This is a genomic window from Deinococcus aquatilis DSM 23025, from assembly GCF_000378445.1.
GTDB classification, from domain to species: domain Bacteria; phylum Deinococcota; class Deinococci; order Deinococcales; family Deinococcaceae; genus Deinococcus; species Deinococcus aquatilis.
In genome coordinates this window covers 50923-66206 of record NZ_KB899719.1, presented here as the reverse complement: position 1 = coordinate 66206, position 15284 = coordinate 50923, and the positions used below count along the sequence as shown (strand labels likewise).

13 protein-coding genes are annotated in these 15284 nt (G+C 63.8%); 9 read left to right on the top strand and 4 right to left on the bottom strand.

Features of this window, described 5'->3' with window-relative positions; genetic code table 11:
- Positions 1–377 precede the first annotated feature (377 nt).
- Both F561_RS0114380 and F561_RS0114375 read left to right on the top strand, forming a co-directional pair.
- On the top strand, positions 378–3689 hold the full coding sequence (locus F561_RS0114380) for an FtsK/SpoIIIE family DNA translocase (RefSeq protein ID WP_019010664.1): 3312 nt from the start codon (positions 378–380) through the stop codon (positions 3687–3689).
- 291 nt (positions 3690–3980) lie between these two features.
- Positions 3981–5915 (top strand): fasciclin domain-containing protein, encoded by a 1935-nt coding sequence (locus tag F561_RS0114375; protein ID WP_019010663.1) that lies wholly within the window; start codon positions 3981–3983, stop codon positions 5913–5915.
- Between the two features lie 73 nt (positions 5916–5988).
- Here the strand turns inward: F561_RS0114375 and F561_RS0114370 are convergent, their stop codons facing one another.
- Positions 5989–6882, bottom strand: coding sequence for a metallophosphoesterase family protein (locus F561_RS0114370; protein WP_040380856.1), 894 nt, complete (start codon positions 6880–6882; stop codon positions 5989–5991).
- Between the two features lie 113 nt (positions 6883–6995).
- Between F561_RS0114370 and cysK the strand changes: the two genes are divergently transcribed.
- Both cysK and F561_RS0114360 read left to right on the top strand, forming a co-directional pair.
- The gene (gene cysK / locus F561_RS0114365) at positions 6996–7970 is read left to right on the top strand and encodes a cysteine synthase A (RefSeq protein ID WP_040380855.1); all 975 of its coding nucleotides are present in this window, start codon (positions 6996–6998) and stop codon (positions 7968–7970) included.
- Between the two features lie 78 nt (positions 7971–8048).
- Positions 8049–8720 (top strand): MIP/aquaporin family protein, encoded by a 672-nt coding sequence (locus tag F561_RS0114360; protein ID WP_019010660.1) that lies wholly within the window; start codon positions 8049–8051, stop codon positions 8718–8720.
- A gap of 146 nt (positions 8721–8866) precedes the next feature.
- Here the strand turns inward: F561_RS0114360 and F561_RS0114355 are convergent, their stop codons facing one another.
- Positions 8867–9595, bottom strand: coding sequence for a DUF937 domain-containing protein (locus F561_RS0114355; RefSeq protein ID WP_019010659.1), 729 nt, complete (start codon positions 9593–9595; stop codon positions 8867–8869).
- Between the two features lie 217 nt (positions 9596–9812).
- On the opposite strand from F561_RS0114355, the gene F561_RS0114350 reads away from it, so the two are divergent.
- The 4 genes from F561_RS0114350 (at position 9813) to F561_RS0114335 (ending at position 12379) form a co-directional block, all read left to right on the top strand.
- Positions 9813–10205 carry a hypothetical protein gene (locus F561_RS0114350; RefSeq protein WP_019010658.1) on the top strand — a complete coding sequence of 131 codons (393 nt, stop codon included), beginning with the start codon at positions 9813–9815 and terminating at the stop codon, positions 10203–10205.
- Positions 10202–10825, top strand: coding sequence for a DNA-3-methyladenine glycosylase (locus tag F561_RS0114345; protein ID WP_026298922.1), 624 nt, complete (start codon positions 10202–10204; stop codon positions 10823–10825). The genes F561_RS0114350 and F561_RS0114345 overlap by 4 nt, the downstream gene beginning before the upstream one ends.
- A 71-nt stretch (positions 10826–10896) precedes the next feature.
- On the top strand, positions 10897–12006 hold the full coding sequence (locus F561_RS0114340) for a DNA glycosylase AlkZ-like family protein (RefSeq protein WP_019010656.1): 1110 nt from the start codon (positions 10897–10899) through the stop codon (positions 12004–12006).
- Between the two features lie 19 nt (positions 12007–12025).
- The gene (locus tag F561_RS0114335; protein WP_019010655.1) at positions 12026–12379 is read left to right on the top strand and encodes a hypothetical protein; all 354 of its coding nucleotides are present in this window, start codon (positions 12026–12028) and stop codon (positions 12377–12379) included.
- Between the two features lie 90 nt (positions 12380–12469).
- Here the strand turns inward: F561_RS0114335 and F561_RS0114330 are convergent, their stop codons facing one another.
- Positions 12470–13453 carry a phosphotransferase family protein gene (locus tag F561_RS0114330; protein WP_245556529.1) on the bottom strand — a complete coding sequence of 328 codons (984 nt, stop codon included), beginning with the start codon at positions 13451–13453 and terminating at the stop codon, positions 12470–12472.
- Between the two features lie 17 nt (positions 13454–13470).
- Positions 13471–13698 (bottom strand): hypothetical protein, encoded by a 228-nt coding sequence (locus tag F561_RS27895; RefSeq protein ID WP_083922452.1) that lies wholly within the window; start codon positions 13696–13698, stop codon positions 13471–13473.
- 109 nt (positions 13699–13807) lie between these two features.
- Here F561_RS27895 and glmM point away from each other — a divergent pair, with 109 nt between their 5' ends.
- Complete coding sequence (glmM, locus tag F561_RS0114320; RefSeq protein WP_019010653.1) at positions 13808–15145, top strand: phosphoglucosamine mutase; 1338 nt, start codon at positions 13808–13810, stop codon at positions 15143–15145.
- Positions 15146–15284: the final 139 nt, after the last annotated feature.

Genomic DNA, 15284 nt, shown 5'->3' with positions numbered 1-15284 from the left:
CACTGATCAAGGTGGTCGATCATTGGCTGACCCGACGTCGGGAGCGTGCCGTTTGCATCTGTTGGCAGTTCACCACTGGGGACGCACGACGCAAACTGAGTCGGTTATATCCCACCCTGACCGATTGACGCTGTACTAGAGAGCTTTGGACTGGCGAACCCAGATGCAGCGGCGGGGACATTCCACCGGGTTCTCCTGTGACTCAGCACATAGATTTCACGGCCAGCACGCTCTTCCCGCCTCCCACTGATCACCCACCCCCGGCAGAAAGCCCTATTCATGGCCCAAAGCCCGGCAGCCCCCACCCCCTTCAGAAACTCGCGCTGGGGGCGGAATTCCCGGCACTTCCGACTGATGATGTGCGGTACAGTGAAGGCATGTCGAAGGCGGTGAAGGCTCGGAAGGCGGCGGCTCCCGCGAACCGGTTTGATGGGGAGGCGTTGGGACTCGTCCTGTTCGCCCTCGGAATCTTTTTGGCGGTCACGTTGCTGCTCCCGCCGCCCACCCGCACAGGCGGCGAAACGTCGGGCAGCCTGATGGCGCAGGCGCGGGGGCTACTACAGGGCTGGCTGGGCTGGGGCGCGTATGTGCTGCCAGTGATTCCGGTGGCCTACGGCGTGCTGGTGTTTCTGGGCCGTGACCTCGCCAACCTGTCGCGGCGCGTGCTGGGAGGTGTGCTGGTCACGCTGGCACTGCTGGCTCTCCACGAGGTCTTCGAGCCGGAAGCTGCAGGCAAGCTGGCAGAGGTAGTCATGGCCCCCCTGAGCGTGCTGAGTTATGTGGGGGCGCTGATTCCGCTGGTGCTCCTGACTCTTGGCCTGGAAATTATGCTGCGGCTGCGGCCCTTCACGATGCTCAAGGGGTTTTTCCGGCAGGTCAGCGTGTTGCTGGGCGGCGCGTCGGCCAATGTGCAGGGCGCAATAGAGGCGCGGCAGGAGGGCCGGGACGCTGCCCGGACCCGTGCAGAGGCGCGGCAGGGCCTGAATGCCCACGCCCGCGATCTGGACACCCTGCGCAAGCTGTACCCGGCGGCGCGTGAACTGAAGGCCCAGACCGAGGAAGTGCGGGCCGCCCTGCGCGAACTGAAAGGACTGGACGAAGCCGGACTGAAAGACGCCTCCCGCGATCTGGACGGCTGGCGGGCCGTGACCGCCACATTTGTGGGCCACGCCGCCCGCGACCTGCGCGAACAGGTGGCAAGTGAGGCTCCCGACGCCGGAGCGAGGGCCGAAGCCGTGATGAAAGAAATCTCGGCGGGGCGGCACGAACTGAGCGTGGAACTGCCCAGTACACAGGCCAGCGGAGAACTGGAAACCCTGCGCCGCCGCAGCGTGACGGAGGTGCAGCGGTTGGCCCTGCGTGCGGGCAAGCTGGAGCGCGAACGCAAGGCCGCAGAAAAAGCGCTGGCAAAGGCCGACGCCACGCTACTGGCCCGCGAACTGCCCGCCCACGCCGAGCGCGTGACCGCCTGGGCCGAGCTGAACCGCGAGTGGATCGACTGGCAGAGCCGCGAGCGCCACTATCCCGGCTGGCCGGACCTCGCCGCCGCCTTCGACCGCGCCCCCACCGAGGTTGCCGGGGCAGTGGCCGAAGCCCTGCGCGGCGACCCCGACGGCACGTTGGCTGCACAGGAACAGTGGCGGGCACGCCTCGCCCGCGCTCAGGAAGACGCCCTGCGGCGAGCAGAGGCGATGGCGACCCCCGCTCCAGCCACGCCGCCTGCCATGAACTTCGATTTCACTGATCCCGGCACTCTGAACGGCAGCGGCGCGAAACCGGAAGCCGGGCAGAGCGCCGCACCTCTGGAATGGCAGAAACCCAGTTCGCGGGCCAGCGGCGCGGTTCTCAGCCCAGAACGCCCCGCCTCCGCCCCGTCGGTCTCCCCTCCCCTGCCCCGCACTGATCTTCCCCCAGTTGGCCCCGATATCTTTGATGATGAGGACGACCTAGAAACTGGTTCAGGGTTGACCTCTTCAGATGCGGCTTACTCGGCATCGAGCAGCTCACTGTCGGTCAACAGCGATCTGGACGGCCTCGACCCCTGGGGCGACGACGAAGACATGCCCTTTTCGCGGCCTGCTGCCAAAACTCAGGGAGCACCAGCTCAGGCGATGCCCGCCGTACCAGCACGTCAGAAACCGCTCCTGGGCAAAGGGGGCGTGCAGGCTGCGCCGTGGGAGAGTGCGGAGGTTCCGCCTGAGCGTCGCCGCGCCAATCCGCAGCCAGTGGGGGCCACCGTTCCGGCCCTCCCCAGCTACGATCTGCTTGACCCGGTCCCTCAGGTTGCCAGCAATCTGGCTGCGCTGGACGTGGCCGCACGGCAACGGGCCGCCGTGATCGAACAGACCCTGCGCCACTTCGGATTGCAGGCGCGGGTGGTGGACTTTGCGCGTGGTCCCACCGTCACCCGCTACGAGATCGAACCCGCTCCCGGCGAGAAAATTTCGCGGATTGCCAACCTCAGCAACGACCTGGCGCGGGCACTGGCTGTGGGCGGCGTGCGAATAGAAGCTCCCGTGCCCGGCAAAAGCGTGATCGGTCTAGAAGTGCCCAACAGTGAACGTGAACCCGTAACGTTTCATCAGGCGGCGGCCTCGCCGAGTTTCCGCAACACCCGCGCCAAACTGCCCATGATTCTGGGCAAAAGCATTGATGGTGAACTGGTGGTGGGCGACCTCGCCAAGATGCCGCACCTGCTGGTGGCAGGCAGCACCGGATCGGGCAAATCGGTCTGCGTCAATACGCTGATCACGTCGCTGCTGTTCAAATATCTCCCTCACGAACTGCGCTTCCTGATGATCGACCCGAAGATGGTGGAACTGACGCCCTACGACGGCATCGCCCACCTGGTGCGGAGCGTCGTAACCAACCCGGTTGATGCAGCGGGCGTCCTGCTGGGCGCGGTGGCCCACATGGAGCGCCGCTACAAGATGATGAGTCAGGTGGGCGCGAAGAATCTGGAGCAGTACAACGCCAAGATGCGGCAGGTCGGAGACGCAGAATTACCGCATCTGGTCATCATTATCGATGAGTTGGCCGACCTGATGATCACCAGTCCGAAGGAAGTGGAATCGGCCATCATGCGGCTGGCACAGATGGCCCGCGCCACCGGAATGCACCTGATTCTGGCGACCCAGCGGCCCAGCGTGGACATTCTGACCAGCCTGATCAAGGTGAACGTGCCCGCCCGCATCGCCTTTGCGGTCAGCAGTACCCACGATTCGCGCACGATTCTGGATTCGGTGGGCGCAGAACGCCTGACCGGGATGGGCGACATGCTGTTTTATCAGCCTGGACACGTCAAACCGGTGCGTCTGCAGGGGCCGTACATCAGTGAGGTGGAATCGGCCCGGATCACGGAAGAACTGCGCCGCCAGGTCTTTGAAGATGATTTTGTGGAGGCCTACGGTTCAGACTTCGAGGGCGGAGTGGAGGCCAGCGGCCCCAGCAATGACCGCGCCAATCTGGATTTCAGTGATCCCCTGCTGCGTCAGGCAGCGGCCATCTGCATCGAGGAAGGGCAGGGCAGCGTATCGCGCCTGCAACGCCGCCTGAGCGTGGGTCATGCCCGAGCCGGAAAACTGATGGACCTGCTGGAGGCCATGGGAATCGTGTCCAAGCATCAGGGCAGCAAGCCGCGTGACGTGCTGATTCATGAAGCCGATCTGCCGGAATATTTCGGCAAATAGTGAGGATAGGCAGAAGGCGGGAAAGTGACCATCGCGGATGATGTATGACCGCACCCCTGATAAGCGGTGTACAGCTGACACTCCCACGCACGGTTCTGAACGCGCTCCGGATGGCCCTGAACCTGTTGAAGGGAAACCTCTTTTTTGCAGGTAGAGATGAAAATCAGGTGAGTAAGTTCCCAAAGCCGTTGGGCCGTTCATTTAGAAGACCTGTCCAGATGCCCGTTTTGGTTGCATTTCGGCGCTGAGTGGTGTTGATTAAGTATCGAACTTTCCCTAGAGGTGAACTACATGAAACAGCAAACTGGACTGATGACCCTCAGCCTGCTCCTCGCCACGTCCGCAGTCGCGGGCGGAGCCGGTGCACCCGTCGCTCGCCCTGCTGCCGCTCCTGCAGCCTGTAAGACCATTGCACAACTGGTCACCAGCGACCCACAGTTCAGCACGCTGGCCGTGGCCGTGGAAGCCGCAGGCCTGGGCGATACGCTGAGCAGCGGTGCGTTCACGGTGTTCGCGCCCACCAATGCCGCTTTTGCCAAGGTGCCGAGCGACATGCTGGCAACGGTGCTCAACGATCCAGAAATGCTGCGGAGCGTCCTGCTGTATCACGTCGTACCGGGTAAGATCGCCGCGAAGCAGGTCATGGGCCTCAAGAGCGCCCGTACCGCGCAGGGTTCCACCATTGACGTCATGGTCAGCGGCAGCACGGTCATGATCAACGACGCGACCATCACCAAGGTCAACGTGCCCGCCTGTAACGGCGTGATTCACGTCATCGACACCGTATTGTTGCCCCCCATGCCCGCCCCTGTGGTAGAGGCTCCTGCTCCTGCCCCCACGCCCGCACCAGCCGAGCCTGTGGCCGAAACTCCCGCGCCGGAGCCTGCCGCAGAACCCGCCCCCGCAACCGAGCCTGCTCCTGCGGTCGAGGCCCCAATCACATCGGCACCGTTCGATATCACGCAGATTCCCGTCACTCCTCTGAGCGGCGCGACGACCACCGAAACCACCACCACCGATACGGCGACGACCGACACCACCACCACCGACACCACGACGACCGATACGACGGTAACGACTGACACGACCACCACCGATACGACCGTCACGGCTGAAGCTCCTACACCTACCGCCGAGTGCGTGGTTGGCAGCAACACCCTGTACGACGTGATCGTGGCCGATGACCGCTTCAGCACGCTGCGCGACCTGCTCAGCGACGCTGGCCTGACCGAAACACTGATGAGCGGTGAGTACACGGTCTTCGCGCCCACCAACGACGCGTTTGCTGCCGTGGACCCCGAAACCCTGGCGATTATCGCCAGCACGCCTGATCTGCTCAAGCAGGTACTGCTGTATCACGTGGTTCCCGGCACGATCACCGCTGACCAACTCGCCAGCGGCGAAGTACTCAAGACGGCAGAAGGCAGTGACCTGACCCCTGGCAGGAACGGCGACAACCAACTCGTCGGCACTGCTACCGTAGATGTCGTCACAGCCAGCGTAGACGCCGCCAACTCGCAGGCCTGCAACGGCACCATCTTCGTGATCAATCAGGTGTTGCTGCCCCCTAACTTCACGCTGCCCGCCCCTGTCGAGGAAGCTCCCGCTGCTGATACGGCCACGACCGATGCCACAGCTACGACTACGACCACGACTACGGAAGCTCCGGCTGCAACGGCCACGACTACCACCACCACTGATACCGCGGCAGCCACGACCACGACCACCACCGATACCACAGCAGCCACGACCACGACCACTCCGACGGCCACCACCACACCTGCCGCCCCTGCTGCTACTGCCACCACTTCAACGACGGTAGCGGTGCTGTTGGCCGACCCCCGTTTCAGCACGCTGGCTGGTCTGGTTCAGGCTGCGGGACTGGCCGACACCCTCAACAGCGGAACTTACACCATCTTCGCTCCGACCAACGATGCCTTTACCAAAGTGTCGCCCAGCACGCTTTCTACGTTGCAGGCCGATGTGACCAAGTTGCGTCAGGTGTTGCTGTACCACGTCGTCGCGGCCAGCATTGACGGCACCAACCTGGCCTCGGCCACCGAGTACACCAGTGCTCAGGGTGGACGTCTGGCGGTTACGCGTACCGGAACGCCCCTGGTGACCCGGATTGGCGACGCGGCCATCGACACTGGTTCCGCACTGGATGCAGGCGCAAGCAAGATCTACGCCATCGACACCGTGCTGATTCCTCAGGAACTCCGCTAAAGCCTGCTTTTAAAACATCTTTTTCAGCCGCGCCTTCCTGGAGGGCGCGGTTTTTGCTGCCTTCAGAACATCGTTACAGCTCAGACACGGTCGGGCGCAGGATTGGTGCCGGATGCTGATGCAGGAAAGCCGCCCAGGTTGCTGCGGTGCGCGGGAGCTGCTGCGTTTCCGTCCACATCCAGAATGGGGTATAGAGACTGCGGGCCGTGATGAGTTCATCGCGGAAAATCTGGGCGCTGAGGCCCATGCCCAGCAGACCGCTGCTCTCAAAGCGCCGCAAAATGCCTGCCCGGTCGTAGGGCACGCGCCGCAGCCCCGTTTGCCAACCCTGCGTCTTGAGGGTCAGGAGCAAGTAGCCTGCGCGGGGGTCACCGTCAGCAGGTGCGCCGACTGCCCCAGTATTCAGAACCCGCACATTCTGGCCGCCCTGCAAAACAAATCCGGCGTCGGCCTGACGGTGGATATGCGAGCCGATCAGGATTCCGTACCGCCCGCCATCCGACAATTCGGCGACACGCTCCGGCGCAGTACGCTCGCTGAGGCCCTCGCGGTACTCCGTGGGCGTGCCGTGTGAAATCAGAACGTCAGGAAAACCGGGAGCCTGAAGAGTCAGCGACATCGGCCAATCGGCAGGCGTATGCAGCAACCCTGCCCGCTCCAGTTGTTCGGCGCTCCAGGCGGTGGCTCCCCAGAACGGGTCGGTGAACCAGTCGGCGGGCAGATTGCTACTCCGCGCTTGCCACAGCCGCAGCAGATCATCATGGTTGCCAAGCGTAAACTGCACGCCCAACGGGAAGGCGGCGGGGGGATTCAGCAGCAGTTCAAGCGCTTCAACACTGTCAGGACCACGGTTGACCACATCGCCATTGACGATCAACCCTTCGGCCCCCTGCTGACGGGCATCGTTGAGTACCGCCCGGAGCGCGTCGGCATTTCCATGAATATCGGCCAGCACGGCAAGACGCATCAGGGGGCATTCTATGGGCATCTGGCCCCGAAGAAACCTGAACCGATTCTCAATAGAAGGCAATAGCGGATGAACGCCGTTTGAAAGAGGCTGTCACGCTCTACACTGCCCCCATGATCGAGGCACTGATCGGAAATACGCCCCTGCTTCAGCTCCGGCGGGTCGTGACGCCAGAGATGGCCGATGTATTCGTGAAACTGGAGGGCCAGAACCCCGGCGGCAGCATCAAAGACCGCACCGCACTCGGATTGATCGAGGATGCTGAACGGCGCGGCGTGCTGAAGCCCGGCGGCACCATCGTGGAACCCACCAGCGGCAACACCGGCATCGGGCTGGCGCAGGTGGCCGCCGCCAAGGGCTACCGCCTGATCCTGTGTATGCCCGCCCAGATGAGCGAGGAACGCAAACGCACCCTCCTGGCCTACGGTGCCCAACTGGTGCTGACCGACCCCGAGCGCAGGATGCTGGCGGCCATAGAGGAAGCCGAAAAAATTGCGGCGGAAACGGGAGCAGTGATGATGGGTCAGTTCACCAACCCGGCCAATCCGCAAACGCACGAGCGCACCACCGGACCGGAACTCTGGGCACAGATGGGCGGCCAGATCGACGCTTTCGTGTACGGCTCAGGCACAGGCGGCACCATCAGTGGCGTGGGCAGGTTCCTGAAAAGTCAGAATGCGGCGGTGAAAGTGGTGGCGGTCGAGCCTGCCCGCAGCGCCGTTCTGAGCGGCGGCGAACGCGGTGAACACGGTTTTCAGGGCATGGGGCCAGGGTTCATTCCCGCCAACCTGGACCGCAGCGTGATAGACGAAGTTTTTCCGGTGTGGGAAGAGGACGCCTATCCGCTCGCCCGCCGCTTGGCGCGTGAGGAAGGTGTATTCGTGGGCATGAGCAGCGGCGGTATGGTCTGGGCCGCGCTGGAAGTGGCCCGCCGCCTGGGGCCAGGCAAACGGGTCGCGACCATCGCCTGCGACACAGGCGCACGCTACCTGACCACCAGCCTTTTCAACGATCAGGGCACAGGCACGCCCAAGGGCTACCAGCCTTATTCGTTGGAAAGGTTGCCAGAGGCTACGGCAACCGACTGAACCGACTCGCTCTGAATACGTTAAGAATTTCACGTTTTCGATCAGGTTGAGCGCAGAGAGACAGCTTATACTTTCCTCATGTTGCCTCAAAAACTTCTTGCCGAAGCCATCGGTACTTTCGCGCTTATTTTCGCTGGCGTTCTTGCCATCAGCAACGATGCGGGTTTGCTGGGCGTCGCTTTCGCCCACGGTCTGGCTATTGCAGTCATGGCTATGGCGCTGGGTACAGTCAGCGGCGGACAGTTCAACCCAGCGGTCAGCATCGGCCTGAGCCTGACCAAGAATCAGGACTGGCGCACCACTGCCGCCTTTATTCCGGCTCAGTTGGTCGGCGCGACCCTCGGCGCTTTTGCGGCGCTGGCCATCGTGGGTGAAACCAAAATGAAAGCCGTGGGCTACGGCGTCGCCAATCCCGGCGCGGGCATCAGCTCCGGCGGCGCATTTCTGATGGAAGTCATCTTGACCGCCTTTCTGGTGCTGGTCGTCGTGAAAGTGGCTATTCATCAGCGCAGCGTTATGGGCGGCCTGATCGTGGGCCTGACCATCGTGGTGGACATTCTGGCAGGCGGCCCCATCAGCGGCGCGGCCATGAATCCCGCCCGTTCGTTCGGCCCTGCACTGGTGTCGGGCGACTGGGCCAACCACTGGATCTACTGGCTGGCCCCCATCATCGGCGCGGCGCTGGGCGCTTTTATTGCCGAATACACCGAAGGCCTGCGCCCCAAAACCGTCCCCCCTCTGAAAAACTGAGAAACACCGACACCAGAAGAGGCGGCCCTGATAAGCATGGGCCGCCTCTTTTCTCTGGTTGACCTTGAAGTTATGGTTTCTGAGCCACAGAGCGCGGGGTTTTGACTCAGAGTTCGCAGCTTATCGCGGGGATCTGTCAGCCCGGATCAGCGCCGTCCACCGCCGAACATGCCGATCAGGTCGTCCAGTCCGCTGCCGTTGCCGTCACGGTCAAGGACCTTGTTGAGGGTTCCGAACAGGTCGCCGCCCGGTGCCTGTTGGGTCTGTCCCTGCTGCCCGCTGCCCAACACGCTGCCCAGCATTCCGCCGAGGCCGCCCATGTTGTCCTGCTGCGGCTGTGTCTGTTGATATTGGGGCTGCTGCTGCCCGCCGCCCAACAATCCACCGAGCAGGCCACCCAGGCCGCCTGCACCGCCTCCCAACATGCCGCCCAAGATGCTGCCGATGTCGCCTCCACCTTGCGTCTGGCCGCCGCCCTGCCGCTGACGGCTCAGGTAGGCCATCACCAGAGGAGCTAGCATAGACAGCACTTTCATAGCCATCTGAGGATCGATCCCCGCCCGCTGACCGACGGCATTGGCGGCGGCCTGCTGCTGCCCGCCGAACACATGCCTCAGAATCTTCTGGCCGTCCTGGGTATTGGGAACCTGACCCTGTCCGAAGGCATCCAGAGCGCTGCCATCGTGTCTGTCCAGTGCCCCGGTCAGGGCGTCCAGACCGCCAGGTTGCGTTGCGTTGCGGGTCATAGCGCCCAGCAGCAGCGGTACAGCAGCTTCCATCGCCGCACTGGTCTGATTGGCGTTGGTGCCCAATTGGTTGCCTACGGTCTGCTGTGCCTGTCCCATTCCGCCCAGCATGTTAAAAATGTCCATCATGGTGTGATCCTCCGTGGGCGCAGTGGCCCTGATTGGGGTGAAGTCATTGGGGCGAAGTGTGAAAAAACCGTCAAGACTTGGTGCTGACTGACAGATTACGCTTCATACCTCTCGCCTGACACCACTGAAGAGGCGGCAGACGTTCAGGAAAAGCTGAGCTTTGTGGGGGTCGGCAAATGCACCTGAGTCTTTTGCGGCGAGCAGATAGAGTGAACGTGTGAGCGCCGTTCAAAAGCCCCAGCCATCCAGTGAGGCCGTACACCGCAACCAACGGCACATCTTGCTGGTACTGGGAATCAGTGCCCTCGTTTGGTTTGCCGAGAACGCTCTGTTTCCGCTAGAGCACTTCTGGCCCCAACAGGTACTGGTGACGCTGGCGACCCTGGGTGCGGCATTGAGCTTTGTCTACAGTTGGAAAGGTCTGGGCTGGCACGGGTTGTTCTGGCTGATCACGGCGTGGCTCCTCCAGCTCATTGCCAAGGCTTTTGCGCCGCTGACGTTCAGTGATCTCACCAGAACGCTCGTCTATCTCGCTGTTTTACTGGCCACCATCGGCTTCTGGTGCTTCATTGTCTGGATGTGGCACAGGCAGAAGCGGGCAACATCATGACGCGGCCCCTCTCCCCCACCTATTTTCAGCGCGATCCGGTGCAGATTGCGCGTCAGGTTCTGGGCGGAACACTGGTGCGCGTACTGCCGGGGGGCGAACGCCTGACCGGGCGTGTGGTAGAGGTCGAAGCCTACGATTGCCCCCGCGATCCCGCCTGTACTGCGGGCAGATTTCACGCCGCCCGCAGCGCAGAAATGGCGATTGCAGCAGGCAAATGGCTGTTCTGGACGGCACATGGCCACCCATTGCTTCAGGTGGCCTGCCGGGAGGAGGGCGTATCGGCCAGCGTGCTGATCCGGGCCATCGAACCGCAGGAAGGCATCGGCCAGATGCTGACGCACCGCCCGGTCACACGGGAACGCGACCTGACCAATGGCCCCGCCAAGCTGGTCTATGCGCTGGGGCTGAATCCGGCGCAAATAACGGGAACGTGGGTCAACAGTCCGGGGCTGCATCTGTGCCTGCCTGCCCAATCCGTGCCCGATGAAGAGGTAGAAACCACCGCCCGCGTGGGCATTCGCGAAGGCCGCAACCTGCCCTGGCGCTTCCTGCTGCGCGGCAACGCCTGGGTGTCGCCCGCCGTGCCGAGTATGGAATTGGTGGCAGGAGCAGAGGACTAGAGAACAACAAACCCAGAGCCAAAGCCGTGCATCCACCTCTGCACTCTCTCCGAGCCTTAGACTTCTTTCCCATGCCCGACCACCCCAGCGCCCTGACTCCGGCCCACTTGCGGGCTTTGGCCCTGCGTACCCTGAGGCCAAAGCCATCCATTCAGGCCGCACTGGACAGCATGAAATTCGTGCAGGCCGACCCGATCCGGGTTCCGGCGCGTGCCCAGGACCTGACCCTGATGGCGCGGGTGGCAGGATACCGGGCAGGCGATCTGGAACAGCAATATGCCGTGCTGGACGCAGAGGAGGACATGTTGCCCAATTACGGGTTCGTGCCCCGGCAGGTGCAGGCGTGGCTGCATCCGCGTGAGGTGGCCCCCACCCGCATCGAGCGCGAACATCCGGCCCTGCTGGACAGCGTGCGGGCGCTGCTGGGGGAGCGGGGCGAACTGCATCCCAAGGAGGCGACGGCGGCGCTGGGTGTGGGCCGGGTGCAGAACGCCTGGGGCGGGCAATCCAGCGGCACCACACGGGCGCTGGACGCCCTGCATTACCGGGGAGAGGCGCGGGTGGTGCGGCGGGCTTCAGGAGTGCGCGTGTACGGCCCCGCGCCGCATCTGGCCGCCTTCCGCGCCGAACCCTTGCCCGAGGCCCAGCGCGTGCGCGAAGTCGTTGATCTGCTGGCAAACCTGTATGGCCCGCTGCCCGAGGCCAGTCTGGGGCATCTGGTCAGCCTCAGCGGGTTTGGGCTGCCGCACCTGAAAACCTCGCTGCGGGCGGCCTTCAAGCGTGCCGTCAAGGAAGACCTTACGGGCGCGAAGGTAGATGGCGTGCGCTATGTCTGGCCCGCCGATTGGGAGATAGACGACGTGTCCAGACCTTCGGAGCTGCGGATCGTGGGGCCGTTCGATCCGCTGGTGTGGGACCGCCGCCGCCTGGAGCATCTGCACGGCTGGGCCTACCGTCTGGAGGCCTACACACCGCCTGCCAAGCGCCAGTTCGGGTATTACGCGCTGCCAGTCTTCTGGGCCGAACGCGCCGTGGGCTGGGCCAATCTGCGGGTAGAGGGCGGCCAACTTCGCTCCGAGATCACCTGGCTGCCGGGGATACGGGAAACGGCGGCACTCCGCAGAGGGCTGGAAGCAGAACTGACGCGGTACCGGGCATTTCTGGGCCTGGACAACACATAGGAGATATACACTGACGGTCATGTCAGGAGCCGCCAAACCTCAATCTCGTGGGCAAGCCATCGCTGAAGTTCTGGTTCGCGGCAGTCTGTACGGCGCGGGGGCAACGGCGCTGGGCGCAGGCGGGGGCTATCTGCGTGGGCATGGGCTGGCCGGGGTGCTGGACGGGCTGAACTGGGCGGGCTTTGCGCTGTGGATGTTGGCCGGTCTGATCACCTACGGGTCTATGGGCACCTCGGGGGCAGAGATGGAGGCCCGGAGCCGCCTGGGAGAAGCCACCAGAACCGATGGGCTTCCCTTCACACCGATATTGATGGCGCTGGTGGCTGGCAGCCTGTGCTTCGTGGTGGCGTGGCTGCTGCGAAATCTGGCCTGATCGGGATACGGCCTCTGAATAAAATTGACCCCAGAATTCGTGCTGCGCTCAGGGTCAGGGATTCAGAACACTGGGTTGGTTCCGGTGAATTCAGTCGGGCCAGTTGACCCACGCCTCGGCGGCCCGCTCCAGCGCCTCGCCCACGCCGCTTTCCCGGTGTGTGGTGCGGGCCGCCTGCCGCGCCGTAGACAGCAGATTCAGGGCCAATCCAGCCCGTTCCTCCTGAGCAAATCGCCAGGGCGAGAGCGTCAGGCCATGCCGGGCAAGTTCGGCTAGATACGTGTCCCGCAGGCCGGGGCCAAGGCGCAGGCGTTCGGCGGCATTCAGGCGCAGGGCCAGCAGATGCGCGAAATCCACCCCCAGCGGCGCGGCCTGCGTCTGGCCGTAATCGATCAGAATGGGCGGCCCGCCTCCTTCCGGCCACAGCACCTGTCCGGCATGAATGTCGCCGTGCGCGAGGGTGACGCCGGATGTGGCGGCCAGCAGCTCCGGCAACTGGCGGGCAGCGTCCTGTACGGCCAGGCCAGCAAACCGCGCGATCTCGCCCGCCTGCCGAACCGCCCGCGCCGGGTTCCAGATCCATTCCGGTTGGGCGGTGGACGCAGTCAATTCGGGCCGATTCCACCAGAAAGCGTGGTGCAGCGCCAACAACCGCACGATGTCCAGCAGCGCCGTTTCCCGCGCCTCGTCGCTGTCCAAAGCTCCCCAGCCCAGCGTCGTCTCGGTCAGGTCGGCGGTCAGCAGGTGGGCGCGGTGGCTGGCCGCATCCTGAGCCGCGTGAAGCAGCGGCGCGTGTGGCACGGGCGACAGCGGCGCAAGGTCACGCAGGTAGGCGATCTCGCGGGCCATGCGGCGGTAGGGGCGCGGATGCTGGGCGGCGGCGGGCAGATATTTGAGGAACAGCGGGCCATGCGCCGAGGCGTAGCGGGCAAATCCGGCTCCCTCGCCCGTCCATGCTTCCTGGCAGCTCAGCACACCAGGAAAAGCGGCCCGCACGCCAGGGGGCAGGCGCGAAGAAACGGCGGGAGCGTCCAGGTCGGCAGACCCCCGCCAACGGTTGAGCAGATGAAGCAAGCCCCGGTGAAGCAAGCTCAGGCGATCAGTGAGAACAGGCCCACCACGCCGCCCAGGGCCACCACTCCAGCCAGCACCACGCCCAGGCAGCCGAACATCCCGCGCCGCCGCCCCCGGTGTCGGGCGTGCCCCCTGTGGCCGTAGCCCATATGACGCCCGCTGGAATGGCTGTGCCCACCCAGCAGACCTCCGCGCCGACCACTGCTGCGACTGAACGAAAACGACCCGGCAGAAAATCCACTCATACAACGGGTTACGGGGAACCTGCGCGAAGGGTTCCCGGTCTCGACCCCGTTCGGGGCCGCTGCATACACACCGCACTCATGACACTCAGGGGCGTATGATAGTCCGAAGATGAGCGAGCGAAAGTATTTTGGAACCGATGGCGTGCGTGCTGTGGCGGGCGAATTTCCGTTGACAGCCGCCTGGGTGATGGCGCTGGGAGCCGCCGCAGGAGAGGTGCTGCAACGGGCATCGGACGGTAAGGCCAGTGTGGTCATCGGCAAGGACACGCGCCAGAGCGGGGATATGTTGGAAGCGGCACTTGCGGCAGGGCTGACCAGCCGGGGCGTCACGGTCGTGCATGTGGGGGTGCTGCCCACGCCGGGCGTTAGCTACCTCACGCGCTACCTCAAGGCCGATGCAGGTGTGGTCATCAGCGCTTCTCACAACCCCTACGAAGACAACGGCATCAAGTTTTTCGGGCGTGACGGCCAGAAGCTCAGCGATACCACTGAACTGGAAATCGAGGCGGCTATCGATGATGTGGCGTCGTTTGCACCCGTGACAGGCGTCGCGCTGGGCAGCGTGACCAACTACACGGAAGCCGAGCGCCTGTATGTCAACTACCTGAAGTCTCACGCGCCCGACCTGACCGGGCTGCGGGTGGCGATGGACTGCGCCAACGGAGCGGCCTTCCGGGTTGGCCCGAAGGTGTTTCAGGCTGCTGGGGCCGACGTATTTGCCGTGTACACCACGCCGGATGGCCGCAATATCAACCGCGAGTGCGGCAGCACCCACATGGCCCACCTGCAACAGATCGTGCGCGGGGGCAACTACGATCTGGGCGTGGCCTTCGACGGTGACGCCGACCGCGCCCTCCTGATCGATTCGCGGGGCAACGTGGTTCACGGCGATCATATGCTGCTGCTGAACGCCCGCGCACGCGGTGAAAAGGCCGTGGTCGCCACGATCATGACCAACATGGCGCTGGAAGTGAAACTGGGAGAAGCGGGCATTCCGCTGGAGCGTACCGCCGTCGGTGACCGTTATGTCCACGAGCGGCTGCACGGGCAGCACCTGACCCTGGGCGGCGAACAGAGCGGGCATGTGCTGTTTCTGGATGTCTCGCCCACCGGGGACGGCGTGCTGACCGCCCTGCTGACCCTGGCGAGTATGCGGAAGCTGAACACCACGCTTGACGCCCTGCACGACGAATTGGTGATGTTCCCGCAAACGCTGGTCAACGTGCGCGTCAAAGACAAGAAGGCGCTGGCCTCCGATGCCCACGTGTTGGCCGCCGTCGCTGTGGCCGAAACCCGCCTGAACGGACGTGGCCGCGTGAACCTGCGTCCCAGCGGAACCGAAAACCTGATCCGCGTGATGGTGGAAGGCCCCGATGAAACCGAGATTCATGAGGTCGCGCGAATCTTGGCGGCAGTGGTGGAAGAGCGGGGCAGTGTAGGGGCATGAGTCTGAAGAGTTAAAACAGGAGTGTGGAACGTGGATCGTGGAGAAAGCCAAATTACGATCCACGTTCTACGTTCTGCCTCAATATCGTCTTTCAAGACAACCAGTACGGGAAGGGGGCAACCCTTCTTTTTGCTTTTCC

Coding starts and splice junctions, on each gene's coding strand:
- F561_RS0114335 (WP_019010655.1), top strand. CDS start 12,026: ATGTCAGGAGCCGCCAAACCTCAATCTCGTGGGCAAGCCATCGCTGAA.
- F561_RS27895 (WP_083922452.1), bottom strand. CDS start 13,698: ATGAGTGGATTTTCTGCCGGGTCGTTTTCGTTCAGTCGCAGCAGTGGT.
- F561_RS0114370 (WP_040380856.1), bottom strand. CDS start 6,882: ATGCGTCTTGCCGTGCTGGCCGATATTCATGGAAATGCCGACGCGCTC.
- F561_RS0114340 (WP_019010656.1), top strand. CDS start 10,897: ATGCCCGACCACCCCAGCGCCCTGACTCCGGCCCACTTGCGGGCTTTG.
- F561_RS0114360 (WP_019010660.1), top strand. CDS start 8,049: ATGTTGCCTCAAAAACTTCTTGCCGAAGCCATCGGTACTTTCGCGCTT.
- F561_RS0114355 (WP_019010659.1), bottom strand. CDS start 9,595: ATGATGGACATTTTTAACATGCTGGGCGGAATGGGACAGGCACAGCAG.
- F561_RS0114375 (WP_019010663.1), top strand. CDS start 3,981: ATGAAACAGCAAACTGGACTGATGACCCTCAGCCTGCTCCTCGCCACG.
- glmM (WP_019010653.1), top strand. CDS start 13,808: ATGAGCGAGCGAAAGTATTTTGGAACCGATGGCGTGCGTGCTGTGGCG.
- cysK (WP_040380855.1), top strand. CDS start 6,996: ATGATCGAGGCACTGATCGGAAATACGCCCCTGCTTCAGCTCCGGCGG.
- F561_RS0114345 (WP_026298922.1), top strand. CDS start 10,202: ATGACGCGGCCCCTCTCCCCCACCTATTTTCAGCGCGATCCGGTGCAG.
- F561_RS0114380 (WP_019010664.1), top strand. CDS start 378: ATGTCGAAGGCGGTGAAGGCTCGGAAGGCGGCGGCTCCCGCGAACCGG.